The organism is Streptomyces umbrinus (genome assembly GCF_030817415.1).
Taxonomy (GTDB): Bacteria; Actinomycetota; Actinomycetes; order Streptomycetales; family Streptomycetaceae; genus Streptomyces; species Streptomyces umbrinus_A.
This window is the reverse complement of sequence record NZ_JAUSZI010000002.1, coordinates 9962234-9983989: the sequence shown is the minus strand read 5'-3', so window position 1 is coordinate 9983989 and position 21756 is coordinate 9962234. Positions and strand designations below refer to the sequence as shown.

Sequence of the window (21756 nt, the reverse complement as noted above, 5' to 3'; positions counted from 1 at the left end):
GGTGTGAGTGTCGGACGGTGAAGGCGTGGGCGGCTCGGTGGTGTGAGTGTCACTGGGTGACGGCGTCGGTTGCGCGAGGGCTGTGTAGCCCGACGAGAGGACGATGGAGCCTGCGGCCAGGCTGCTGGCAGTAGCCAAGGCTATGCGGCGGACCGCGCGTATTCGGGGTGCTTGTCTCGGCTTTCTTTGCATGGTCGACCCTCCTAAGAGTCTCGTAGCGTCATCGATCGATTACGCTACGTGTCCCGCTTGGAGGCGTCCTTCCGTGGTAGCCCAGACAGGGCAACCGCCTGCGCAGGCAACACCTCAAGGGCGTTGTCGCTGGTCAACCACGTCGCAGTGGCGTGCCCGGCCCGCGAGCTGTAGCGGACTGCCCAGGCTCCTTGTCTCAACACCCGGGGACCATACAGCTACTTGGTCACTGACCGAGTGTGCACAACCCAGGGCCCTTCGGGCCGTACGGCGGCAGGACCGAGCACGACGCCGACGAGCAGGATCAGGCGCACACCGAGCCGGCCGAGGGAGGCACAGACCGATGACCGCTCTGTGGCGGAACGTGCTGTCCGCGCTGTCCGACCCCGCATCCGCCGACCGGGACCGCGTCCTCGCGCACGGCGCCGCCGAACTCGCCCTCAAGCGTGACCCCGCGGCGCCCCCCACCGACGTACTGGACGTCGGCCTGCACGAGTTCGGGATCGCGCTCGACGCCGCCACCGCGGCGACCGCGCTCGACACCCGCCGCGCCGCGCTCGCGCAGCCCGGCTGATCCGGCCGACGCCACACAGGCGCGGGGAAGGGCGACCGCCCCTACGCCGTCCTGCGGCCCCGACCCCAGTTCGTCGACTGGGACCAGCTCAAGGGGCTGCTCATCTTCGTCCGCAACCTCGACGAGCTGCGCCTTCTCGGCCGTACCGCGCCCAACGGCACCCGCATCATCGTCCTGCCCGACCAGCGGGACCCGCCCCAGTGATGCGTCCGGGCGCGGGAGGTGCCAGAGCCAGCTCCCGTCCCGGGCCGCAGGGGCCGAAGCCAGCGGCCTACAGCACTGCCGCCCGTCGAGGCGGCGATCGGTCGTAGCCTGGATGTATGGGCGGTTTGATGACGAAATACATGCTGGCTGCCCGCGACGAAGCGGAGCAGCTGCTCATCTGGGGCAGTCAAACCGCTGCCGCCCCTCCCTTCGCCGAGCACACGCCCCTGCTCGCCCACGAGAGCATCCGACTGGTAGGAGCGGGCTGGGAGTGGGGGCCGACAGCCACCGCGCCGGAGCCGAACATCGTCGGCGTGGGACTGCGAGAGAAGGTCACCGCCGGGCACCGCACCGGTGTGCCCAGCATCGCCGTGTACGTCGTCCAGAAGGAACCCGTGTTCGCCGTATCGGGACCCGCGGTCCCCAAGGAGATCGACGGAGTCCCCACCGACGTGGTGGAGACAGGGGGTTTTATGCCCTTCAGCCCGCGCCTCCGGCTCCGCCCGACCGCGAGCGGCGCCTCCATAGGGCACAGCGCCGGGACCCTGGGGTCGCTCGGCTTCTTCGCCCGACGCGGCTCCTCCCGGCAGCTGTATCTGGTGAGCTGCAACCATGTGCTCGCACGCACCAACCGCGCCCACAAGAACGACGCCGTCCTGCAGCCAGCACCGTACGACGGAGCCGATCCGGACCATGATCAGGTCGGCTGCCTCGACGACTGGGAAGAGCTGTACTTCGATGCGCCCAACCGCATCGACGCTGCTCTCGCGGAGATCGCAGACGCCGCAGAGGTCTACTCGCCCGGCGTCTACAACGTAGGCGACATCGATCCGCGGCCGCAGGACCCCGCAGAGCATCTGCCGGTGCTGAAATCCGGAAGAACCAGCCAGGTGACGCACGGCGAAGTGACCGACCCCATGAACACGCTCGTGATCCCTTACGGCAGCCGGAAGGCGATCATGCGCGAACAGGTCATCGTCGAGGCCACCACCAAAGGGCAGCGTTTCAGCAAGCCCGGCGATTCGGGGGCCCTGGTGCTGGAGGAAGGGACTCTCCGGCCCGTCGGAATGATCTGCGGTGGCTCCCGGCGGTTCCGTTACACGATCGCGAATCGGATCACGAACGTTCTCGACGATCTGGGAGTATCGTTTTGGCAATGAGCAAGACGACCCGTGCCCAAGCGAAGGCCGGAGAGGTGAAGCAGCGCCATGAGCTGGAGCTTCTCCGTCTCAAAGGCGTGCACGGCGTAGGTCTGGGCACACGGGGAGGAGTCCCTGTGATCCGTGTGTACGTCGACCGGGCAGCTGATGACATCCCTCCCACTCTTGAGGGCGTGCCGGTGGTCATCAAGTCGGCCGACGGCGGTTTCCGCCCCTACTGACTACCTCACGCTGGCCGCGATGTGCCCTGCCGTCACGGCATCTTTCGCCTCGCGCGTTTCCACGAACACGCTCAGGCAGACGAGAGCGACACCCACGACCAGCATGATCACACCGGGGCGGTAGCGGGACTCGAACTTGTCCAGCATGTTGTTGATCTGCTCCAGGATGTCGCTCACGTCCAGGCCGTGCGGTTCGACATCCTCCCGCTTGTTGCGCGGGAGGAACATCCAGACAATGCCCAGGCCGATGATGACCAGGCCGGCGATGAGCAAAATGAGTGCCATGTTCTGACCATGGCAGGCTCCTTCAGGCGCGCAACCGTGCTTACGCCACTTAGACCAGCGGATCAGGGCGGGGACGGGCGCCTGACCCGGGACATCCTGCGGCAGGCGTGGAACGACATGCTCGGCGTGTGCGCCGACTGACGCGACCACTCTGAGCGCCCCGAAGACCTCCGGCCCCTGGCCACCGCGAAAACCGCTTGAGCCCTGACTCGGCCTCCCGGCATCGAACGCGCCGCGGCCCCGGGTGCCGGGCAGGTACCGGGGCCGCCGACCGGCACGAGTCCCGTGGGGTCCATCAACCCGTGCACGCGTCACCCCGTCAACGCCCCCGGCCCCCACAGGGACACGACCGGCGTCAACACCGGCAGCATGTCCGCCCCTCCTGCGACGATGCCCCCATGGAGCCGCTGCCCACCCCGTGCCCCGCCGAACAGGTCCCCGACGCCACGGCCGTCGACGCCTTCAACGCCGCGTACCGGCAGGCCAAGCACCAGTGCGCCGTGTTCGTCGCCATTGAGAACCAGGGCCGCCGCTGGACCGTCAAGGCCGACGCCCTCACCGCCGGCCCAGGCCACACCGTCGCCGATGACGCGTACGACGCGATCCGCGCCGCCGTCATCCGCCTGATCCGCGCACGGGAGATCCGCTCCGACTCCTCCGCCGGCCCCGTCTACTTCGTGCTGTACGACGTCGAGACCGAACACCGCGCCCGCGAGCTCGCCGCCGCGCTGTACGGCGACCTCGCGCCCCTCACCCGCGCCGCGCCCCAAACGTCCTGACCACAGCTGGCGGACATCCGGCTGGCCGCACCATGTGACCGTGCGGATGGCACTGACACCTCCCGTGGCAGCGACACTGACGTTTTCGCGGCAGACGACAACAGAGATCGACTGGCGCCCTGAAAGGGCAGCCGCGGCACTTGCTGGCCCGTACGCGGACATCTATCGAAACCACCTGGCAGTCGCCCGGTGGGCCGACGGTTATACCCAGCCGTACCAGGCGAGCAACGTGGCCGCCGCGTCCCCCGAGCACAGGGACGGGTTCGTGGAGGGAGTTCTGTAGATGGCCGCCTTCCTGCGGCAGGGTGACCTGCTCCCTGACGGTCAGCTGCTGCAACAGGACCAGCCGGGACTCCCGGACCGGGACAGCACGCCCGATTCGTAGAGTGACGGGATGGACTCCCAGACCCAGGCTCCGGACCCCTACGCGATCCTGCACGGCTGGCTCGCCGGTTCGTACGTCCGGCCCGACGGCCAGCAGGTCATCGGGCGCGTCTGGGACGAGGACACCAAGTACCGTTACCGCCTCTACCTCGCCGGGATCGACGCCCCGCCCGGCTGGAAGCAGGACTGGTTCACCTACATCGGCGATTTCGTCTGGCGCTTCGAGCCCCTGCACATCCAGGACTGGGCCGCACGCCTCACCGCCTTCGACGGTGCCCCGCTCGCCGCCACCTCCCGCGGCCGCGCCGTCTCCGCCGTCCGCAGCTTCTACGCCCACTGCGAGGATGCCCTCGGCGCCGCCCGCTGGAACCTGCCGCCCCGGCGTGCGCTCGCCGGGCCCACCCCGCCGGCCGCGCGCGAGACCCTCACCCGGTTCCAGACCGACGCGCTGCGCACCGCCGCCGACCGCTACCGCGGCCCCCACCCCGAACGCGCCCGCCTCGCCACCTACATGACCCTCGCGGGCCTGCGCCCGGGCCAGTCCATCGCGGCCGTCATGCAGTACGTCCAGCGCGACAACCAGGCCGGTCCCACCTGGAAGCTGCCGGTCAAGAACAACAGCGCCTCCGCCGTCGGCCCGCTCGCCTCCATCCCCCGCCCGCTGGTGTGGGCACTGGACGAGTACCTGCCGGTGCGCACCCACAAGGCCCCGCACTCCACCGAGACCGAGGGCCCGCTACTGGTCTCCCGCACCGGCCGCGGGCTCGATCACGTCACCTTCACCCGGCTGCTGCGCGAGGTCGCCGCCACCCACCCCGACCTCAATGAGATCGCACCCGCGCTGCACCCGGACGTCGTCGCCCACTCGCCGAGCCCGTTCGCCGACGAGAGCGCCGCGGCCGGCGGAGACGGGCGATGACGGCGTACCGGGCGATCCTCCAGTTCGTGGAGGACGGCCCGGCCGTCACCGGCTACTGGGACAACCCCGCCGTCGCCCACACCATGTACAAGGGATGGGTCGGGCTCTACACCCACGACCCCGCCGTCGTTGTCCAGTTCGTCGCCGTCGAGGACGACGGAGCCCAGCGGATCATCCGCAAGTGGGTCGTCGACCGGGAGGTCGTCACCGAACCCGGCGAACCGCTATAGCGACGGAAATACGAGTGGGCGACGGCACGGCGATACGTCGCGGTGAATCCGGTGCGTCTGCGCTCGGTCCGTACGCGGGACGGCTCGATGGTGGAGGTCCCTGAACTGGCCCCGGCGGACGTGCGGACGTCGGATGTGAAGACGATGCCGCTGCCAGCGGGCAACCGTTGTTAGTCGGTGCTGCAACACGCCCATAGAATAGAAGCGGCGATTCAGTCCTCTGTGCGGGCGACGCTAACGATCAGCGCCATGTCGTCGGCGTCTCGCCATTCGCCGATCACTCGCCACCCAGCATCGCTCAGAAGCCGCTCAGCCTCGCGCTTGCCGCCCTCGGGGTCCCCGCCCTTGGCGGCGATGGTGGTGCGCTCTCCGAACGCAGCAGGCGTGTCATAGTCGGGCGACCATGCCCGCTCGTCCCCCGGGTGCTCGCCGGTCAGCTTGTCCTGCCATACCGAAACATCCATGTGTGGCTGAGAGAGGTGACCGGTGCCGTAGGTCATCCAGGCACTGAAGTGTGGGCGGCTCGACCATTCGGCCTCACGCTCGTTCTCCAGGTCCCAACGCTTGAACAGCTCGCCGAGCTGAGCGTAGATATGGCGGGCCTGCGCCTCGCTCAGGGTGAGTGTGCCGCCCCGGAGCCTGCCGTCTTCGGTGGGGGCAATCGGTGCGTAGTACTCAATGCCTGCGCGGTACCGGGTGATGTCGCCGATGATCAGCTCATGGCGACCGAGCAACGACTGCTCCACCGGCAGCAGATGGTTGAGGTCGGCCTTGTAGTAGGGCGGAAGCTTGCGGACGTCGACGATGTCGGGTTCGGACATAAGGTTCCTCTTTCCGGACGGCGTGAAGTCGGCCAAGAGCCGCTCGTAGAAGCTGCTGCCGGTGAAGTCCCTGAGCACGGCCCACATGCCTGCCTCCCGGCTCTCCGTCTCGCCGATCACCTTGTTGTCGATCCGGACGTCGAACTGCCTGTCCTCGTGGTGCTCGAGGTAGCCGATGCCGCTGCCCACGCCCCAGGTGTTGCAGTCGACCAGGAAGTCCCCGCTGCCCCGCATGGGCATGAGGGAAACGAGGACGCCGGGGTGAGGAATGAGAGAGGGCCGCACCCGGTAGGACTCTTCCGTGTCGGGCTGCTCGTCCATGCGGGAGGCGGTCTTGCCGGCCGGCCGGCTACCGAAGGACTGCGCCGGCGGGGCGAACCAGTAGAGGGCGCCGGCCGCGTCGTCGCTGTCCTTGAATCCGGGCATGGCGACGTGACCCCGGGTACCCCAGTCGGCAACCCATCCGGCCCCGGCGGTCTCGTGGACGATGCCGAGGTAGCGCCAGCTCTCACGGGCGGCGCCGGGGGCGCCTTCGTGTACCGCGAAACGGGTGCCGTCCTGGTTGAGGGCCTCGTAGTGGAAGTGCGGTTCGGACACGGCTGTCTCCTATTCGTAGATGCAGGTCTGGAAAGTGATGTCGGCAATGGCACCGAAGGTGTCGCACACGGCGTCGGTCACCTCGGCCAGCGGGTTACCCGGGCGTGTCAGGCCGGTCAGGCGCAGCACGGCTCTGATCTGCCCGTCGGCGCCGTGGAGAATGACGTCCTGACGGCCGGGGGTCCAGGTGACGAAGTACGTGTTCTCGTACTTGTTCTCCAGGCCGTGGATGTGGAAGACGACCTGCTTGTAGGTGGTCTCGTACTGGGTGTTAATCCGGTCGGGCCGGAGGCGGCCCCGGTTCTCCAGCTTCTCGGCCCAGATGTAGGTGCCGTCCTGGGAGTGCCGCAGCCCGTACTCGCGGTCGCGGAAGGTGAACGTGGCGGCGAGGCAGGGATGGTTCGCGATCAGACGCCAGTCCTCGATGCCCATGCCGAGATCGTGGGTCGTGTACCTCCACCAGAGGCCAGCCAGCTCGTCGAGCGTGAGTGTTTGGTACGCGGCGCGGTTGGGCAACAGGTCGCTGTTCACTGACTCGGGCCGGGCACAGCAGCCATGCAGCCTCTTCTGCCGCCCCTGCCGGAAGTATTCGACCGACCCCAGCAGAAGGCAGTCGTGGCAGGCCGCCTCATGAAACGGGTGGTCGACCAGCCGGTGTCCTCCAGCAATGTCCTTGAATTCGGGGGTCGGGTTGTAGATGTGCAGCGGCACCAGTACGGCCCGGTAGTAGTCGCGGCGGATGAACTCGTATCCGCACGGTTTACACACCGGGTCCAGGTACCGGGAGGTCTCCCCCGGCTCCCGGTCCATGTCGGGCGTGGAGTAAATCAGCATGTGCGTCGCGGTGCCCTCACAGCGGGGGTTGGCGTGGGGCTGGGTGTAGCAGCGCACGATCAGTTGCCCATCTTCCTGTCGGGGTGCGGGTTGCGGAGGATGCGTAGCCAGCGCTCGTCGGTGTCGTTGTAGCGGCCGTGGTACGACAGGTCGAAGCCGTCGCCGGCCACGCTCAGGCGCACCGGCCCGGCCGCCTCGATAGCGGTCTGGGACGCCGTGTGCAGCTGCGAGCCGGTCTTGCATTGCGTCGGGTCACGGAACGCCTCGTGCACCGTGTACGCCTTCCGCATGAGCTTCAGCAGGTCGTACTTCGCCTCGGCCGCGGGCAGCATGTACGTGCCTTCGCGGATATCACCGGTCTGGCCGGGGTGCACCCAATGCGAGGACATGTCCGCCACGCCCTCCAGCGGCACGCGGTTCGCCCAGTGCTGGTCGACTGCCTCACCGGCCCGCTGGTCGAAGATGTAGTCCCAGCAGTCCGCAGCTTCCTTCGCCAGCCGGATGTACTCGCGCACCGCGCGCAGCGCCCGGTACGCCTCGTGCTCCGTGGGCAGGTCGTAGTAGGTCGCATACCACCACTCGCCGTTGTCGCCGAACCCGTCCCGCATGCTCGTGCCGGTGAACATCCGGCCCGCGACCCACTCGCCGTCCCTCTCGCCGAGGAACACCCCGTCGTACTTGCCGCGCCACTCGCTGCGCCTGGCCTGCACGAGCTTCCAGCCCTGGACTTCTGTCCTCATACGATTCCCTTCAGGAGCACGCCGTTGAGGCGCTTGATTCGGTTGGTCGAGACGTAGGAGATGCCGCACGGCTCGCAGAAGTGCTCGCGCTCCCCCTCGGGCTCGTACGGGACGGGGTCGGGGTTGTGAGCGGTCGCGTAATTCCCCAAGTCAACGCCGTCGTCCCCGCTTGTACGTGCGAATCGGGTGAGCAGGGAGGAGCTGGGCCGCCCGGCTGTGAAGTGTCCGGTCCGAGCCGGGCCCTCAAGGACGCCTACGGCGCCGCTACCGCGATGAGCTGCGCTCATCCTTGACCGCCCGACTCAGACCTATTGGATCGGCTGGTTACCGGGCGGCCCGGGGAAGAGCGCCGTCAGCCTGGTCGTCGCGGAGCAACTCCGCGTTCCCCATGGTCAATCCCGCAAAGTTCGGACTGGGGAATATCGGCGTCGTTCACAGGGGTCCTCGCTCTCCAGCGTGTGCGTGGCCCAGCCTCAGCATTCGGCGCACTTGGCAGCCTCCAACGCCAGCACTCGCTCTGTGGTGTGCAGGAGGGAGATCCGAATGAGCGGGCCGCCGCTGGTTGCCTGCCAGATCAGGTAGCCGGTCGCGTATCCGATATCGCCGTACCCCAGGGAGATGTGTTCGGCGCCCAGTACCTCGAAGACGGTTCCGACGAATCGGAACAGGCTGCCTGGTTCGATGCCGCACGCAGACGTCCAGCAGTCGATGGTGTAGTAGGCCACCGCAGTGTCCTGAATGGCCCACGGGCCGACGCGGTAGGTGCCCTCGATACCGGGGCCGGCCACCAGGTTGGAGAGGTCACCCACGAGCTGGCCAGCCTCGTGGGTGACCTCCACGACGTAAGGGAACCGACGACACTCGCGAATTGCGGCTGCGTCCTCGGTGTCGAACTCCCACCACGGGTACGCGTCGGGCTCGTACGGGTGATGGATACGGACGCGGATTTCAGGCAGCTACCTGTGCACTCTGGTTTTCCTTCCACTGTGCGTACAACTCGGCCGCCTTCTCCGGCACGAGGTACGGGAACACGTCGGCGAACTGGCGGAGCGCACAAGCGTCGGCATCGTCGGCGGGCCCCGTGATCTCCCCGGGGTTCCGCACCAGCGCCTGGATCTCTTCTCGGCACCCGCGCGCGTCCCACATCGGCCGGTGACCGAGCCGGGCCCACTGCTCCTCGTCGTTGTGCTCCTTGCACAACTGCGTCTTCACGCCCGTCGCCTTGTGGACCACCTTCACCTCGGCAGGCTTCGGGTAGGGGCGCGGGCAGCCCATGCACCACAGCATTCCGGCCGGGCCGAAGGCGCCCCGGTGGACCTCGACGGCGTCCCAGATGAACTCGAAGTCGTCCAGGATCGGGGTGACTTCGTCGAGCGGAACCGTCCGCCCGTAACTCGCCTGGTGCTCCAGTTCGACGTACGCGGAGTGCGGCTTGACCGGCGTGGCCCGGTAGCTGCCCCCGTTGGCCTTCCGGAACTGCGCGATCGTGCCGTAGTGGAACTCGGTCTGCCCGTCGACTTCTAGGACTACGCGTACCAGGTCACCGACACCGAAGGCTCGTCGGTACTTCTTGACGGCCGCGTGCCAATGCTCCTCGCTCTCCGCCCCGTAGCCGTGCCCTGGCCCCCGGTCGTAGAAAGCGTCCCGCATGATTCCGGCGATGTTGTACGCGTGGGGGTTGCGCCCCTCCTTTTCCAGGGTCTCAATGATCAGCTCACGCACAGCACGCTTACTTCCGTACCCACTCACGAATTTCCCTCCTTACTTACGGCCAACTGCCCGGACCACTCCTCTGTCGTCAGTTCCGACGCGTGCACGTAACGGCACACACCGGTAGGGCCGGTGCGCACGACCACGTGGTGGTAGCCCTCCCACTCGTTGACGTAGCGGTCGGTCCCGTTGGCGTGTACCGACCGTGTGGGACGCGTGATGCCGTCGGCGCCTGGTCTGCGGTACGGGGTGCTGCGGTGACGGGCGCAGTCCGTGCCCGAGGTGACGGTCACCGGCTCGTTGTCGTAGGTGTTGTGCAGCTGCATTCCGCCAACAATGCGCACGCCGTTGCGGGTACACATAGGCATGTCGTCGCCGAACATTTCAGGTCTCCCTGCTGTTGGAATTCATTTGGTGCCCGGCGCGGGAATCGAAACCGCCGAATGCCGTCCGGCATTCACTGCTCGTCGTTCGGACAGGTTTCAGTCGTCGACCAGGACGCCCCAGACATTGTCGATGACGGTTGAATTCTCGTCATCGACGTCTCTGACGACCTCTTGGTACGCCTCATTTACAGCCCGGCTGTGCGAGTCCACCAGGTATGAATGCGCCCACCCGTTGGGGTCGTCACCGACCTTCTCGGCAACCAGAGCATCGATTTCGGCTTGCGGGTGGTCGCCGGGGAATTGGTCCGACGACTCGATGATGAGATTTCCCCCGGAATCAAAGCGTCCCATCAGCAGAATCAAGATGGTTCCTCCGAGTCTTTCGCTTCACCGACGTATTGCACGTACAGAACCGTCCCGTCCTCGACCTTGCGCGATACCGAATCGAATGCTCCGGCGGGCTCGAATGCCTTCGGCCTCCCGCGCTTGATGTTGCTGGCAATCATGGATGCCGACGGGAATGCACCCACCCTGGCCCATTCGCGGGGCCGCTTGCGTAGCGCTTCGGCTACAGCCTCGTATGCGGGATTGGTTTTCCGCGGAGCCGGGGGGTCTTCGAATACCAGATCGTCCATATTCGGTTCCCTTACTTGTTGATCGTGCGGACCTTGAGCTGACCCTTGACCGGGACCTGGTGGGAGTGCTTGATGCCGGCCGGAACGTTCGTGCCGCACGTCTCACAGACGAACGTGTGCTTCTCGTACGGCTGCTCGCAGTAGAAGCACGGGTCCTCGTCGTATTCGGGCGCCAGCATCAGCCCGAAGCTCGCGTCGCCGGAGAGGTGCACGGTGGCGTAGTCATGCGGGAACATCGCGGCGGCCTGGCGGACGTTGTCCTCCGTGATGAACTCCGGGTGCGACAGGCCCCACTCGCGCAACTTCCTGGCGATCTCTCGGGCCAGGGCCTGCGGCAGCTCGAAGTCGTCACGGACCCAGCGGGTCAGACCGGCCTCGGTCGGCGACTTCGCCCCGAGCTTCATCCACTTCCCGCACCGGTCGCACTTCTCGTCCTCGATCTCGCCGCGCTCTCCGTCCGGCAGCTCGGTCAGCTCCGTGCGGGTCTGCTGACTCGTGATCGTCTTCGGGAAGCCGCTGGAGTCGTAGGAACGCTCGTCGCTGAAGTCGGTCCCGACCCGTTCTGCGGCCCGCCGGATCGCCTGCTCATGCTCCCTGCTGCGGGCGACCTTGATGCCGTTCGCTCGCATCCGCCCGACCGTGCACGAGGGACAGAGGTTGTCGTCCCCGTAGGTGTAGCCGACGACGCTCATGCGACCTCACCCGGCCAACCGCACATCCGTCGGGCCAGGCTCTCGACCAGGGCGTCCGGGACAGGGCGCACCTGGAACCAGCGCACGTTGGCCTCCCGGATGCGGGTCTTTCCCCAGCCGGGGAGTTCCGCGAAGGTGGCGTCCGGGAATCCATCCGGCAGCTCGAACTCGCCGCCGGTCAGTCGGTATTCGGAGCCCCCGCGGCAGAACTCGCGCAGCGCGGACAGATACGCTCCGCCGGAGCGGACCACGTAGGTGTGCCTGTCGGTGTCGACGGACACGATGACGGGCGGGAGCGGGATACGCAGCAGCGCGGACTCCACCACGCGGGTCACGTACTCGGCGGTGAGGTGCACGGCCGGGAGTTCGGGCAGCAGGCGCTCCATCGACTCCACGGTGTATCGCGAGCCGCGTAGGTCGAAGTCGGGCGCGAAGCGCTCGGTTGCTACCGCGTCCAGGCGTGTGAGGGGTACGCCGATCCTGGCGGCCTCCCGCTCGGCCACCGGGATGCTCGCGGCGTAGGCGCCGTCCTTGTATGTGCGGAAGTCGGGCTTCAGCGTGTGGAGTTCACCGAACGCCTCGGTGAGGGCGAAGGGCCACGTCTCCGCGATGCCGACGACCTTCTCCCGCTCGATCACCAGCACATCGCCGTCGTGGATCTCCTCGCGGCACTGGACGGCGCCGTACGCCTCACCGGTGCTGTAGAAGGTCCACACCTGCGGTTCATTGCTGTCCTGGGTCACTCTCAGACCCTCCTGAAGGTGGTGGCGGCCGGCGAACAGGTTGAAGTGGGTCGGAAGGTCGACCCAGGTGTCCCGGTAGGTGCGGGTGACGTGGCCACGGACCTCGGTGTCGAGCGGCACGACGACGGAGCGGGACCACGAGATGGGCAGGCAGCGGCTGTTCTCCAGGAAGCGGACCTCGGCGCTCGGGATGTCCCTCCCGTGCATCTCGCGGGCCGCTTCGCGCATCTCCTCGAACCGCGGGGACTGGACGCCGTAGAGCTTTTTGCCGTCCACGTAGACGTAGAAGCGGCCGGACGCATGGGTGACGGTGTGTCCGACGCCGATTTCGTAGACCTCGGTCCCGTACCGGCCGTCGGTGTCCTCGTAGAAGCAGCTGATCCAGCTCAGCGGAGTCGGCATGGAGTAGTCGTGACCGACCTGCGGATCGCGCATCTGCCCGTATCCGTTGTCCAGAATGGTGACGGGCATGAACTTGTTAGTGAGCCCCATGCTCATCATGCACTCGGATGCACCGCACTTGACGACGACGGTTTCTCCGGGCGTCACGTAGTACTTCTCGGGCCGCTTGTAGTGGTGGGTCATCATTCCTCCTCGAAAGGCGGATTTCGCCTGACAGTCGGCAGCCCGGGGCGCGGCGTTTCTGCTGCGTCCTGGACTGCCGTTAGCTCAGACGTCGATTGCTGTGCGGGTGCCATCGGTGTGCACCACGAATGCCTGATGGAATGTGCGCCCTCTGAACTGGCGGGCCCTCACGCGGTATTGGGGGTTGCTCTTACGCATGCGTTCACTCATGTGGCGTACGCAGTAGGCCGCGACCGGATCGGATGCCGTGCCATCGCAAGGCGGTTTGAGTTCTACGTAGCGGGTCGCGGTGTCGACCCATTCAGCCAGTTGGTCACGGTACGTACCGCTGGAGCATGAAAAACCACAGCCGCCCACTCAGTTGTCGCGCTCAACCCAACCGTCCGGGTACACCCAGTGCGGCCGTCCTCGCCAGAGGATGACGTACTGATCGATGCGGGCTCGCCACTCGTGCCGGGGCTGCTCCTCCGGGTACCAGCGCAGTTCGGCCAGGGTGTTGCCCTTGAACGGGGTCGGGCCCCCGGTGAAGCCTGCCGCCCTCACGCTGTGCGGCACCTTGTAGTTCTCCCACTCGCCGTCACTGCCGGCCGGCCGGCGCTGGAGCTGGAGCATGTACAGCACGTCACCGTCGCGGGCGTCGGCCTCACCGGCGGGCCAGCACACCATCCGGTCGAACCCGTCGCCGTACGTGTTCTTGGGGTTGATGTAGGCGCAGCCCGTCTGCCAGTGGTTGCCGTGGTCGTCGACCAGACTCGACACACTGCGCGGCACAGTCGGGCGCGCACCGAGGATCAGGAAGTGCGTCGTATCAGCTGGCGTGGGCCCGGTTGCCGACCGGTGGTACACCAGCTCCTGGCCCACGATCTTGATCGTCATGCCCGTGTCGGCGCGGCTGAACTTCTTCTTGCCATCCCACTCGTACGGAAGTCGCAGACGGGTCATGAAGTCCCCCCTTGGATCTTGAGCAGGTCGCGAAGCACCTTCGGACCCTTGCCGCCTTTGGACGTCGACTTGGTCACCCGCCGGATCGTGATCGCGTCCATCGCGGTACCGCCTCGGCCTCGCCACGTCGAGCCGTCGGGCGTGCGGACGGTCACATGCCGCATCCGGTACTGGCCGCCGTTGGGCGTGTACCTGACCCGCCCCTCGGTCACGTAGCTGGTGACCTTGCCCAGCACTCCGCCGGGCCAGGAGGCGAACCGCTTGCGGGCGTCGCCGGTGTAGCCGATGTAGCCGCCCCACACGTCGGCCGTCTTCATCTGCTCCCGCTGCCAGGAGTCCGCGCAGGGGTAGCAGCGCCGTTCGTCGGTCTTCGGGTCCCGGGCGTAGCCGGTGCCCACACCGTCGCTCGGCCCGGGGGGGTGACCTGATTCCGTCGTTGGTCATGCGGTGCGGATCCCTTCCTTTCCGATGACGGGCGGCAGCACCTTCGTGGCGGTCTCGGCCGAACCGCCACGCCACCAGATCGGGCACAGCAGCATCGGCGGAAGCGGCAGGGCGCGAGGCAAGAGAAGTCATGGTGAGCAGCCCTTCGTGGGTGGGATGAGAAGCCCACGAACAGCCGCCCGACAGGGGGCCACCCGTAGCCGACACGCGCACGAGGTGTCGCAGAACCCTCCGGATCAACTCCGTTGATCCCCAAGCGCCAAACAGACCCGCAGGCACCCTGCGCGCCCGAGCCCCGCTCGGCGCGCCCTCTGCACCCCTTACCTCGCGGCATTCCGACTCATCACAGACTGCCATTCGATAAGTATTTGGATAAGATACCCTCGAAGGCCAGTCGATTCAATCGGACTGGTCGGCAACAAGAGGGGTGGGGTGAGAAGCGATGAAGACCTGGAGGATGAGGAAGGCTGCGCCCGCGGCCGCAGCACTCGCTGTGGCCGCGGGCGTTCTGCTCGCCGGATGCTTTCAGTGGCGACGGCAGCACAACCCAGGCGCCGTCTGCGCCGAGTCCGACCGTGAGCACCGTCAAGATCACCGATATGGCACTCGGCGAGGCGCTGGACAAGCTCGCCTTCCAGGGCGCCGGGAGTCCCAGAAAGGACGGCGGTGCCTGCCTGGCCAGCTCAGTGCGGAAGGCGGGAATGCCGGAGGAGGCGCTGGCCTACATCGTCAAGGCCGATGGCGACGACACGGGTGCAGCCGTCGACGGACTGAACAAGGTGAGCGAGGGCGGCGCTGCGCTCCTGGCGTCGCGGTCGCTGCGCGAGGACTTCGACGCGTGCATCGACAAGGCTGTACTTCCGAACGGCAGCAGCCCCAAGACTCAGAGCTACGTGCCACCGAAGGCAGCCGCGAAGCCTGCAGTTGGCAAGCCGAACCTGAAGCCGACTTACCCGGTCCGCGTGGATCAGCCGGTCAACTCGTCCATCGAGCTCGCCAAGGGCCTGGTCTCGATGTTCTCCTCCTACGCCCGGGACGAGGGTCAGAAGAAGACCTACGCGGCGGCCGGCCAGTGCCTGTCGACCTTGGTGTACAACGCGGACTTCAGCCAGGAGGCGCTGCACTTCTTCGCCGGCGGCGCACGCCTTGGCGCTGGGTCCATCGTCGAGCATCTGCCCAGCGACAAGGACAAGGCGATCTGGCAGTCGCCGAGGTTCACCCAGGGGCTCGTCGACTGCACGACGAACCCGACGCCGACTCTCACGCCCGACTCCTGAATGGGAGCCCATCAGACACAAGAAGGACCCGGTGCGATGTGTCGCACCGGGCCCTTTCTTCTCTTGCCGTCACGCGAAGGTGGGTGCGGTCCGCAGCAGGTGACCCCGTCCGAGAGGAAAGGAATCGAGCAGGGCCACCTGCTGCGCTGATGCGCCGCCAGGGGGGACTGACTGGGCGCGACTGCGACTCTACTGGTATCCGAGCCGAAGCACAAAGAGAGCACGTGACTTATCGACTAGTGTCGATAAGATGGGTCTCACAGATCGGTTAAATAGGGCAAGGAGAAGCCGCGCATGACCGCAACACAGGAGTTGGAGAAGACGACGCGGCCCGTGCGCGGCACGAAGAAGAAGCCGCCGGGCGCGACACAGAGCAGCAGTAGTGGGCGCCAGGGCATGTTCGTCCGGCTGGATCCGGACGACAAGCAGCGCGCGGAGTACTGGGCTGGCAAGCGCGGGTTCTCCTCGGTGAACGAGTACGTGGCCGAGGCGGTGGTCGAGAAGATCCGGCGCGAGAACCTCGACTACGACCTGCCGACCCTGGAGATCGCGCGACTCAACGAGCTCGTCGACCAGGTCGCGGCGCTGGCGAAGAACTCAGCGAACCTCGAACGCGTCGTCACCACAGGCTTCGACTCCCTCATCGGGCTCACCCGCGGGCGACAACTACCTCCTGGATGACGAGGACGGTGAGCTCGGATGAGCCGGGACTTCGCAGAGATGCTGGAAGCGGCCACACCCACCGCCGAGGTAATGGAGGTGGACACGTCCTTCCTCGACGCCTACCGGCGCGGCGGAAGCGAGGAGCTCAAGCGCGTCCAGGCCCAGGCGGCACAGCCTGAGCCTGAGGTGGCAACGCCCGAGCCGGGGGCGCAGCTTGATGAGGCCGGCAACGTCGACTCTCAACCCGAGGTTGAAAGTCTGCAGGCTGCTCTCGATGAGGACGCCGAAGAGGATCGCCTGGACCTGGAGCCGGACTACGAGCCCGATGCCGGCGACTCCGAGCGGGCCGGCGGATCCAACCAGCATGGTGATGACGGCGGTGGACAGGGAGGGACTGCCGGGGCGCTCCCGGGCGGTGCGGCGGCAGGCCCTGCGGCCGATGCTGCTCCGGCTCCCGGGGCACAGCCGGACGTCGAGGACGCTGCCGCGGCGGAAGTCACTTCTCACGACGTCGTGGCCACACCGGATGAATCCGAGCATGTAACGCCCGGCTCGCTCCAGTTCACCGACCATCAGGACGCCGTGCAGAGTGCGGCATCGAAGGGCGGATCGGGCAGTTCAGCCGCGACCGCCGCTCTCCCCCAGTCGGGCTTCCGGCTCGTCGGCGTGCAGAGCCAGCCGCACATCAAGGCGCTGCCCGAGAGCATCATGAACGCGCTGCGGGAGCAGCTGCGAGCCGCCGCGGTCCGTGAGCTGGCTGTGAGCGACAGCGCCGCGCGCGAGTTCAGCCAGCGGCTGAGCCAGGGCACGCTGGTGACGGCGTTCCTGCTGGCGCAGCTCGACCTGCACCTTGATGCCGATCCTGCCACCGAGCGCGCCGTCGAGCTGTTCCGCTCCCGCGACCCGCTGCTGGGCAGCGTGGTGGCACGCCTGGCGAACATCGAGGCCGCTGAACGCGAGCGGGACGGGTTACTGCGCAAGCTGCGCGACGAGTTGGGCGCGGTGCGCGAGACCAGCGCGGTGGTCGAGCAGGCGCTGGCGTACTCCATCGCCGACCGTACGGAGAACTTCTTGCGGGGCTCGCACAACCTCCACGACGCGCCCATCACGCACAAGGAGGCGATCTACCTCCGGGACATGGCCCGGGAGGCGACCAGGACGCAGCTGAAGCTTGAACGCGAGCGGGAAGGACGGCCGATTCGATGACCACGACGAGCAAGGCGATGCTCTTCCCCGCCCGGCAGCGCTGCAAGACGTGCGGCAAGGGTCTGGGCCTCCACGCCCAGGACCCGGTGCACCTCGGCCGGTACTGCACTCCGCAGTGTGCGGGTATGGCCGCGCCGGCCTCGCGGCCCGAGGACGCGCCGCGCGGATGCCGGACGCAACGCGAAGGGACGTGGGCCTTCAAGCGCCGCTACCGGAGCGAGCAGGAGATCCCCGCGAAGCTCCGGGAAGACGCGTCGACGAGCTGGTACTGGTGCGAAGAGAGCTGTGGCGCGATCCACGTCGGCCACACGCGCATGGGCGAGCGGGAGAAGTTCCGGATGTTCGAGGACCTCGCCGTGGACCTGCCGGATCTGCTGATCAAGCTCAGGGGTCAGGCCACGCGCAAGCAGGTCGCCGAGGTGGCCGGCGTACGGCCCATCCGACTGAAGGAGCTGGAGGAAGGTCTGAAGCACCCTGAGGGACTCGAGACGCTCGGCAAGGTGCTGCGGGTGTACCGCGTCCGGCTCGGCGTGGCGATGCCGACTCGGTAATAGCGCTAGACAGACGACGACCCCGAGAAGCACAGCTTTCCCGGGGTCTTCTCGAGTGGCGATTGCTCGAACAGTGTACCTGCGGCGGCGCTTTCCCTGAGCCTATACTTCCATTCGAAAAGCTATCGATCTCTTGTAAACTCCCGATCGACTGCCTTTCCTGGGTAGAATTGTACTGATTCATGAGTCGCCTATCGGGAAGCGGAGGTGGGTCGCATGGGTGCTGCTGCGATCGACGTGGGCCTCCATGTCGACGGTGACCTGGTGGGGTACACGCTGGACGACGGCTCCCCGATCTATACAGGTCGGCAGACTCGTGTCTTCTTGAAGGACGTGCGTCCTGACCTTAAGTCTCGGACCCTTGTTCCAGACGAGGTGTTCGACTCGCTCAGCGCGAACTCGACGCAGCCCTGCACGGTCATCCTGTGCGCACATGGCCACACGGCGAGCATGAAGCCGCGGGACTTCCGCTACTTGGAGGACTGCGTCTACTGCCTCGGCAAGCGAGTCTGGCCGGGTTTCAACGATCTTGAGACGCTGCATCCCGACTTCGTCGCGACGCACTGGATCCACGAGAGGAACGAACTCAACCCGGGTCTGCTTGCTCCGAAGTCAAATCAGAAGGTGTTGCTCCGGTGCGAGCAGGGTCACGAGTCGAAGGTGACGTTGGCGCCCCGGTTCACTGCATGGAGCAAGGGCGTGTTCAGCTGCCGCCGCTGCCAGGGTCTGAACAGGGCGCTGCGCGCGGAGAAGACGTTCCGGTCCGAGTATCCGGAGCTGGCGCTCGAATGGGGTCCAACCAATGAGCGTAAAGCGTACGAGGTGACGCCGAAGTCCGGTCTCACTGTCGGTTGGATCTGCGTTCGGGGACACGAATGGCGTGAGGCCGTCGCAGCTCGTGTGGTGAATGGGACCGGATGTCCCTACTGCTCTGGACATCGCGTCCTGGCCGGCTTCAACGACCTGGTGACGGTCTCGCCCAAGGTCGCGGCGCAGTGGCATCCGGACAACGAGCTCAGCCCGGCTGAGCTGACCATCGGGTCGAACATCCGAGTTCTGTGGTTCTGTGCCGAGGGCCACGAGTGGGAAGCCCAGGTCAACTACCGCAACCGCAACGGCTGTCCGAGGTGCGCCCGTACCCAGGTCTCGTTGGTGGAGCGATTGCTCTGTGCGCGTGTGGCGGAGCGGATCTCGGGCGTCGAAGTCGATGTTGTCGTGGACGACGCGCTCGATCAGAGGAACCGCCCCGCGCGTTGCGATGCGGCGCTGCCTCAGTGCCGCGCGGTGCTCGAGTACGACGGCCAGTACTGGCACCGGGACCGATTGGCGCGTGATCGGGCGAAGACCGATGCGCTGCTGCGTGCGGGCTGGTTGGTGATCCGCGTTCGGGAAGACGGCTTGCCTCTGCTCGACATCGACGATGCGGGCCTCTTCCAGATCCAGACCCCTGTGTGGCGCACGCCTACAGACGAGGCCCTCGCCGCGCTCTATGTCCTGGCCGATCGCGTCGTGCACATCTTGACCACTATCCAGAGCTCTGCCGCTGAGCAGACGAATACGAAGGAGACGAAATGACTGTCGGACTGCTTACGGAGAAACCCTCGGCGGCAAGGGCGTTCAGCAAGGCGCTCGGAGGGGACACCGGGACCTACAACGGCGAGAGCTACGTGATCACGCATGCGCGTGGGCACCTCTATGAGCTCGACAAGCCGGAGAACCAGCTCATTGGCGCGACGGCTGACGAGCAGAGCGCGCTGCGGTTCTGGAGCATCGACAATCTACCGTGGGACCTGAGTCGGTTCGAGTGGAAGTACGTCCAGATGGACAAGGTCGGGCAGGTGGTCAATGACATCCGCTCGAAGCTCTCCAAGTGCGACGAGATCGTGGTGGCCACGGATGTGGATCCGTCCGGTGAGGGTGGTCTGATCGCGGTCTCGGTGCTGAAGGCGCTGGGACTCGACAAGAAGAAGATCTCGCGGATGTATTTCACCGACGAGGCCGCTGTGTCGCTGCAGAATGCGTTCACCTCGCGCAACGTCATCCCGGACCTGGATCAGTTCGACGAGTACAGGAAGGCGTCCTTTCGTTCGGCACTGGACTTCGCGAGCATCCAGTTCACGAGGATCGCCTCTGTTCTCGCCCGCCAGTCCGGCCAGGACCTCGTGCTGCGCCAGGGCCGGCTGAAGTCGGCGATGGTCTCTCTCGTCGGCGACCAGCAGAAGGCTTATGACGCGTACGTCAAGAAGCCGTACTTCCAGAACCGCTTCCGCGACGAGAACAACGTCATGTACACGAACTCGGACGAGCCGCGGTTCGACCAGAAGGGCCAGGTGCCGCAGCAGTACGGCCCCTCCGCTGTCGTCCTGGACGGCAAGGCGGACAAGAGGACCGCGCCGCCGAAGCTGCTCGACCTTGCCTCCCTGTCTTCGATGCTCGTCGGCAAGAGTGTGAAGGCGAACCTCGCGCTCTCGACCTACCAGAAGATGTACGAGGACCAGGTCGTCTCGTACCCCCGCACCGAGGACAAGACGATCACGCCCGAGCAGTTCAAGGACCTCGCCCCGCTGATCGACAAGATCGCCGCCGTGGTCGGCGTTGACACTGGCCTTCTGACGCACCGCCAGCCCCGGTCCACACACGTGAAGCCCCAGGGCGCGCACGGCGCGAACCGTCCGGGCCTGAAGGTGCCTTCTTCGCTGGAAGAGGTCGAGCACAAGTACGGCAAGGCCGGACGGCTCATCTACGAGACGCTCGCGAAGAACTACCTGGCCGTGCTCGCCGAGGACTACCTCTACGAGCAGCAGAAGGGCCACGTGGAGAAGTACCCGGACTTCGTCGGCATCGCCAACGTGCCCAAGAGCACCGGCTGGAGGGCCGTGTTCGATCCGGACGCCGGCGACGACACGGCCGAAGGCGACGCGAACGAGTCCGGCAAGGGCCTGGGCCAGACCGCGGAGCCGTTCATCTTCGAGGGCGCGAACAAGCGCCCCGAACATCCGACGATGAAGTGGCTGATGAAGCAGCTGGAGAAGCGCGACGTGGGCACGGGCTCGACCCGCACCTCGACGTACTCGGAGGTCACCAACGACAAGGCGAAATACCCGCTGCTGACGGAGAAGGGCCGGAAGCTCAGGCTCGCGCAGGCCGGCGAGATGAGCTGGCGGCTCCTGCCGGGCACGCGCATCGGCGACCTCGGGCTCACCGAGAAGGTCTACGCCGACATGCGCGACATCGCCGCCGGGACGGCGACCGCCGAGGAGCGCCTGGCCGTCGTCGCCGACTGGGTGCGCGAGGACATCGCCACGATGACGAAGAACGCCGCCTCCATGCGCGCCGAGCTGGGCCTGAGGGAGCAGGTGGTCGCTACGCGCGCCGAGGGTGTGTGGCAGGCCGCTCCGGGCGGGCCGAAGAAAGTCGCCTTCAAAAGGATCTGGGCGGGCCACGAGTTCAGCGATGACGAGGTGGCGAAGCTGCTCACGGGCGAGACGATCTCGTTCGAGGCGAGGTCGAAGGCGGACAAGCCCTTCACGGCCACCGGGGCGCTCGGCGTCGGCGACCACAAGGGCCGCAAGTTCGTCGGGTTCCAGCTGGAGGTGCCGGACAAGCCGACGAAGTGGTCCGGCCGGACGTTCACGCCGGTGGAGGTCACGGCGCTCCTGGCGGGCCAGTCGCTGGCGATCGACGACTTCGTCAGCGCGGGGACCGGTAAGACCTTCGGCTGCAAGGTCAGCTGGGACGCGAAGGCCAAGAAGATCGTCCCCGACTTCGGCTCTGGCGACGAGCCGCCGCGGTCCTGGTGCCAGCACGTGTTCACGGACGCGGAGCGCAAGGATCTGGCGGCTGGCAAGACCATCCAGGGCAAGGGTTTTGTTTCCGCCAAAGGCAAGACGTTCGATGCCGCCGTGTCCTGGAAGGAAGAGGGCGGTAAGAAGAAGATCGTCCCGTCGTTCGGTTGATGCCGGACGGGCACTGACGAGCAGCA

Annotated in this window: 27 protein-coding genes; 12 read left to right on the top strand and 15 right to left on the bottom strand. The window is 66.6% G+C overall.

Features of this window, described 5'->3' with window-relative positions:
• The first annotated feature begins 535 nt into the window (after positions 1-535).
• The 3 genes from QF035_RS44170 to QF035_RS44160 all read left to right on the top strand — a co-directional run bounded on the left by QF035_RS44170 (position 536) and on the right by QF035_RS44160 (position 2351).
• Positions 536-766 (top strand): hypothetical protein, encoded by a 231-nt coding sequence (locus tag QF035_RS44170; RefSeq protein WP_307527294.1) that lies wholly within the window; start codon positions 536-538, stop codon positions 764-766.
• Positions 767-1086: 320 nt separating this feature from the next.
• A complete protein-coding gene (locus QF035_RS44165) occupies positions 1087-2130 on the top strand; it encodes a hypothetical protein (protein ID WP_307527292.1) in 1044 nt (347 codons plus the stop codon).
• On the top strand, positions 2127-2351 hold the full coding sequence (locus QF035_RS44160; protein WP_307527290.1) for a hypothetical protein: 225 nt from the start codon (positions 2127-2129) through the stop codon (positions 2349-2351). Before QF035_RS44165 ends, QF035_RS44160 begins: the two co-directional genes overlap by 4 nt.
• On the opposite strand, the gene QF035_RS44155 is transcribed toward QF035_RS44160, so the two are convergent.
• Positions 2352-2636, bottom strand: coding sequence for a hypothetical protein (locus QF035_RS44155; RefSeq protein ID WP_307527289.1), 285 nt, complete (start codon positions 2634-2636; stop codon positions 2352-2354).
• A 398-nt stretch (positions 2637-3034) separates the two neighbouring features.
• Here QF035_RS44155 and QF035_RS44150 point away from each other — a divergent pair, with 398 nt between their 5' ends.
• From QF035_RS44150 to QF035_RS44140, 3 genes are all read left to right on the top strand, one after another.
• Entirely contained in the window at positions 3035-3415 is a 381-nt protein-coding gene (locus QF035_RS44150; RefSeq protein WP_307527287.1) for a hypothetical protein, read from the top strand.
• Between the two features lie 394 nt (positions 3416-3809).
• Positions 3810-4718, top strand: coding sequence for a hypothetical protein (locus tag QF035_RS44145; RefSeq protein ID WP_307527285.1), 909 nt, complete (start codon positions 3810-3812; stop codon positions 4716-4718).
• Entirely contained in the window at positions 4715-4948 is a 234-nt protein-coding gene (locus QF035_RS44140) for a hypothetical protein (protein WP_307527283.1), read from the top strand. The genes QF035_RS44145 and QF035_RS44140 overlap by 4 nt, the downstream gene beginning before the upstream one ends.
• Positions 4949-5160: 212 nt before the next feature.
• Here QF035_RS44140 and QF035_RS44135 read toward each other — a convergent pair whose 3' ends face one another.
• The 14 genes from QF035_RS44135 to QF035_RS44070 all read right to left on the bottom strand — a co-directional run bounded on the left by QF035_RS44135 (position 5161) and on the right by QF035_RS44070 (position 14199).
• The gene (locus QF035_RS44135; RefSeq protein ID WP_307527281.1) at positions 5161-6366 is read right to left on the bottom strand and encodes a hypothetical protein; all 1206 of its coding nucleotides are present in this window, start codon (positions 6364-6366) and stop codon (positions 5161-5163) included.
• A 9-nt stretch (positions 6367-6375) separates the two neighbouring features.
• Entirely contained in the window at positions 6376-7200 is an 825-nt protein-coding gene (locus QF035_RS44130; RefSeq protein ID WP_307527279.1) for a hypothetical protein, read from the bottom strand.
• A 59-nt stretch (positions 7201-7259) separates the two neighbouring features.
• Positions 7260-7940, bottom strand: a complete 681-nt coding sequence (locus QF035_RS44125) for a hypothetical protein (protein ID WP_307527277.1) — start codon at positions 7938-7940, stop codon at positions 7260-7262.
• Positions 7937-8089, bottom strand: coding sequence for a hypothetical protein (locus tag QF035_RS44120; RefSeq protein ID WP_307527275.1), 153 nt, complete (start codon positions 8087-8089; stop codon positions 7937-7939). Before QF035_RS44120 ends, QF035_RS44125 begins: the two co-directional genes overlap by 4 nt.
• A gap of 324 nt (positions 8090-8413) precedes the next feature.
• The gene (locus tag QF035_RS44115) at positions 8414-8779 is read right to left on the bottom strand and encodes a hypothetical protein (RefSeq protein WP_307527272.1); all 366 of its coding nucleotides are present in this window, start codon (positions 8777-8779) and stop codon (positions 8414-8416) included.
• 109 nt (positions 8780-8888) lie between these two features.
• Positions 8889-9689: a hypothetical protein gene (locus QF035_RS44110; RefSeq protein ID WP_307527270.1), complete on the bottom strand. Its 801-nt coding sequence runs from the start codon at positions 9687-9689 to the stop codon at positions 8889-8891.
• Entirely contained in the window at positions 9686-9976 is a 291-nt protein-coding gene (locus QF035_RS44105; protein WP_307527268.1) for a hypothetical protein, read from the bottom strand. The genes QF035_RS44110 and QF035_RS44105 overlap by 4 nt, the downstream gene beginning before the upstream one ends.
• Before the next feature lie 156 nt (positions 9977-10132).
• On the bottom strand, positions 10133-10399 hold the full coding sequence (locus tag QF035_RS44100; protein ID WP_307527267.1) for a hypothetical protein: 267 nt from the start codon (positions 10397-10399) through the stop codon (positions 10133-10135).
• Positions 10396-10671, bottom strand: coding sequence for a hypothetical protein (locus QF035_RS44095; protein ID WP_307527265.1), 276 nt, complete (start codon positions 10669-10671; stop codon positions 10396-10398). The genes QF035_RS44100 and QF035_RS44095 overlap by 4 nt, the downstream gene beginning before the upstream one ends.
• An 11-nt stretch (positions 10672-10682) precedes the next feature.
• Entirely contained in the window at positions 10683-11363 is a 681-nt protein-coding gene (locus tag QF035_RS44090; protein WP_307527263.1) for a hypothetical protein, read from the bottom strand.
• Positions 11360-12694, bottom strand: coding sequence for a hypothetical protein (locus QF035_RS44085; RefSeq protein ID WP_307527261.1), 1335 nt, complete (start codon positions 12692-12694; stop codon positions 11360-11362). Before QF035_RS44085 ends, QF035_RS44090 begins: the two co-directional genes overlap by 4 nt.
• Before the next feature lie 354 nt (positions 12695-13048).
• Positions 13049-13633, bottom strand: coding sequence for a hypothetical protein (locus QF035_RS44080; protein WP_307527259.1), 585 nt, complete (start codon positions 13631-13633; stop codon positions 13049-13051).
• On the bottom strand, positions 13630-14031 hold the full coding sequence (locus QF035_RS44075; RefSeq protein ID WP_307527257.1) for a hypothetical protein: 402 nt from the start codon (positions 14029-14031) through the stop codon (positions 13630-13632). Before QF035_RS44075 ends, QF035_RS44080 begins: the two co-directional genes overlap by 4 nt.
• Before the next feature lie 42 nt (positions 14032-14073).
• Complete coding sequence (locus tag QF035_RS44070) at positions 14074-14199, bottom strand: hypothetical protein (protein ID WP_307527255.1); 126 nt, start codon at positions 14197-14199, stop codon at positions 14074-14076.
• Positions 14200-14652: 453 nt separating this feature from the next.
• On the opposite strand from QF035_RS44070, the gene QF035_RS44065 reads away from it, so the two are divergent.
• The 6 genes from QF035_RS44065 (at position 14653) to QF035_RS44040 (ending at position 21730) form a co-directional block, all read left to right on the top strand.
• Positions 14653-15354, top strand: a complete 702-nt coding sequence (locus QF035_RS44065; RefSeq protein WP_307527253.1) for a hypothetical protein — start codon at positions 14653-14655, stop codon at positions 15352-15354.
• A 294-nt stretch (positions 15355-15648) separates the two neighbouring features.
• Positions 15649-16035, top strand: coding sequence for a hypothetical protein (locus tag QF035_RS44060; protein WP_307527252.1), 387 nt, complete (start codon positions 15649-15651; stop codon positions 16033-16035).
• 18 nt (positions 16036-16053) lie between these two features.
• Positions 16054-17223 (top strand): hypothetical protein, encoded by a 1170-nt coding sequence (locus tag QF035_RS44055; RefSeq protein ID WP_307527250.1) that lies wholly within the window; start codon positions 16054-16056, stop codon positions 17221-17223.
• A complete protein-coding gene (locus tag QF035_RS44050; RefSeq protein WP_307527248.1) occupies positions 17220-17774 on the top strand; it encodes a helix-turn-helix domain-containing protein in 555 nt (184 codons plus the stop codon). Before QF035_RS44055 ends, QF035_RS44050 begins: the two co-directional genes overlap by 4 nt.
• Before the next feature lie 216 nt (positions 17775-17990).
• On the top strand, positions 17991-19349 hold the full coding sequence (locus tag QF035_RS44045; RefSeq protein WP_307527246.1) for a zinc-ribbon domain-containing protein: 1359 nt from the start codon (positions 17991-17993) through the stop codon (positions 19347-19349).
• On the top strand, positions 19346-21730 hold the full coding sequence (locus QF035_RS44040) for a DNA topoisomerase (RefSeq protein ID WP_307527245.1): 2385 nt from the start codon (positions 19346-19348) through the stop codon (positions 21728-21730). Before QF035_RS44045 ends, QF035_RS44040 begins: the two co-directional genes overlap by 4 nt.
• The last annotated feature ends 26 nt before the right edge of the window (positions 21731-21756 follow it).

What these genes read in the sequence shown, in the direction of transcription:
- QF035_RS44160 (WP_307527290.1), top strand. Translation starts at nt 2,127, where the DNA reads ATGAGCAAGACGACCCGTGCCCAAGCGAAGGCCGGAGAGGTGAAGCAG.
- QF035_RS44045 (WP_307527246.1), top strand. Translation starts at nt 17,991, where the DNA reads ATGGGTGCTGCTGCGATCGACGTGGGCCTCCATGTCGACGGTGACCTG.
- QF035_RS44080 (WP_307527259.1), bottom strand. Translation starts at nt 13,633, where the DNA reads ATGACCCGTCTGCGACTTCCGTACGAGTGGGATGGCAAGAAGAAGTTC.
- QF035_RS44055 (WP_307527250.1), top strand. Translation starts at nt 16,054, where the DNA reads ATGAGCCGGGACTTCGCAGAGATGCTGGAAGCGGCCACACCCACCGCC.
- QF035_RS44140 (WP_307527283.1), top strand. Translation starts at nt 4,715, where the DNA reads ATGACGGCGTACCGGGCGATCCTCCAGTTCGTGGAGGACGGCCCGGCC.
- QF035_RS44060 (WP_307527252.1), top strand. Translation starts at nt 15,649, where the DNA reads ATGACCGCAACACAGGAGTTGGAGAAGACGACGCGGCCCGTGCGCGGC.
- QF035_RS44095 (WP_307527265.1), bottom strand. Translation starts at nt 10,671, where the DNA reads ATGGACGATCTGGTATTCGAAGACCCCCCGGCTCCGCGGAAAACCAAT.
- QF035_RS44155 (WP_307527289.1), bottom strand. Translation starts at nt 2,636, where the DNA reads ATGGCACTCATTTTGCTCATCGCCGGCCTGGTCATCATCGGCCTGGGC.
- QF035_RS44050 (WP_307527248.1), top strand. Translation starts at nt 17,220, where the DNA reads ATGACCACGACGAGCAAGGCGATGCTCTTCCCCGCCCGGCAGCGCTGC.
- QF035_RS44085 (WP_307527261.1), bottom strand. Translation starts at nt 12,694, where the DNA reads ATGATGACCCACCACTACAAGCGGCCCGAGAAGTACTACGTGACGCCC.
- QF035_RS44145 (WP_307527285.1), top strand. Translation starts at nt 3,810, where the DNA reads ATGGACTCCCAGACCCAGGCTCCGGACCCCTACGCGATCCTGCACGGC.
- QF035_RS44090 (WP_307527263.1), bottom strand. Translation starts at nt 11,363, where the DNA reads ATGAGCGTCGTCGGCTACACCTACGGGGACGACAACCTCTGTCCCTCG.
- QF035_RS44105 (WP_307527268.1), bottom strand. Translation starts at nt 9,976, where the DNA reads ATGCAGCTGCACAACACCTACGACAACGAGCCGGTGACCGTCACCTCG.
- QF035_RS44150 (WP_307527287.1), top strand. Translation starts at nt 3,035, where the DNA reads ATGGAGCCGCTGCCCACCCCGTGCCCCGCCGAACAGGTCCCCGACGCC.
- QF035_RS44040 (WP_307527245.1), top strand. Translation starts at nt 19,346, where the DNA reads ATGACTGTCGGACTGCTTACGGAGAAACCCTCGGCGGCAAGGGCGTTC.
- QF035_RS44165 (WP_307527292.1), top strand. Translation starts at nt 1,087, where the DNA reads ATGGGCGGTTTGATGACGAAATACATGCTGGCTGCCCGCGACGAAGCG.
- QF035_RS44125 (WP_307527277.1), bottom strand. Translation starts at nt 7,940, where the DNA reads ATGAGGACAGAAGTCCAGGGCTGGAAGCTCGTGCAGGCCAGGCGCAGC.
- QF035_RS44170 (WP_307527294.1), top strand. Translation starts at nt 536, where the DNA reads ATGACCGCTCTGTGGCGGAACGTGCTGTCCGCGCTGTCCGACCCCGCA.
- QF035_RS44130 (WP_307527279.1), bottom strand. Translation starts at nt 7,200, where the DNA reads ATGCTGATTTACTCCACGCCCGACATGGACCGGGAGCCGGGGGAGACC.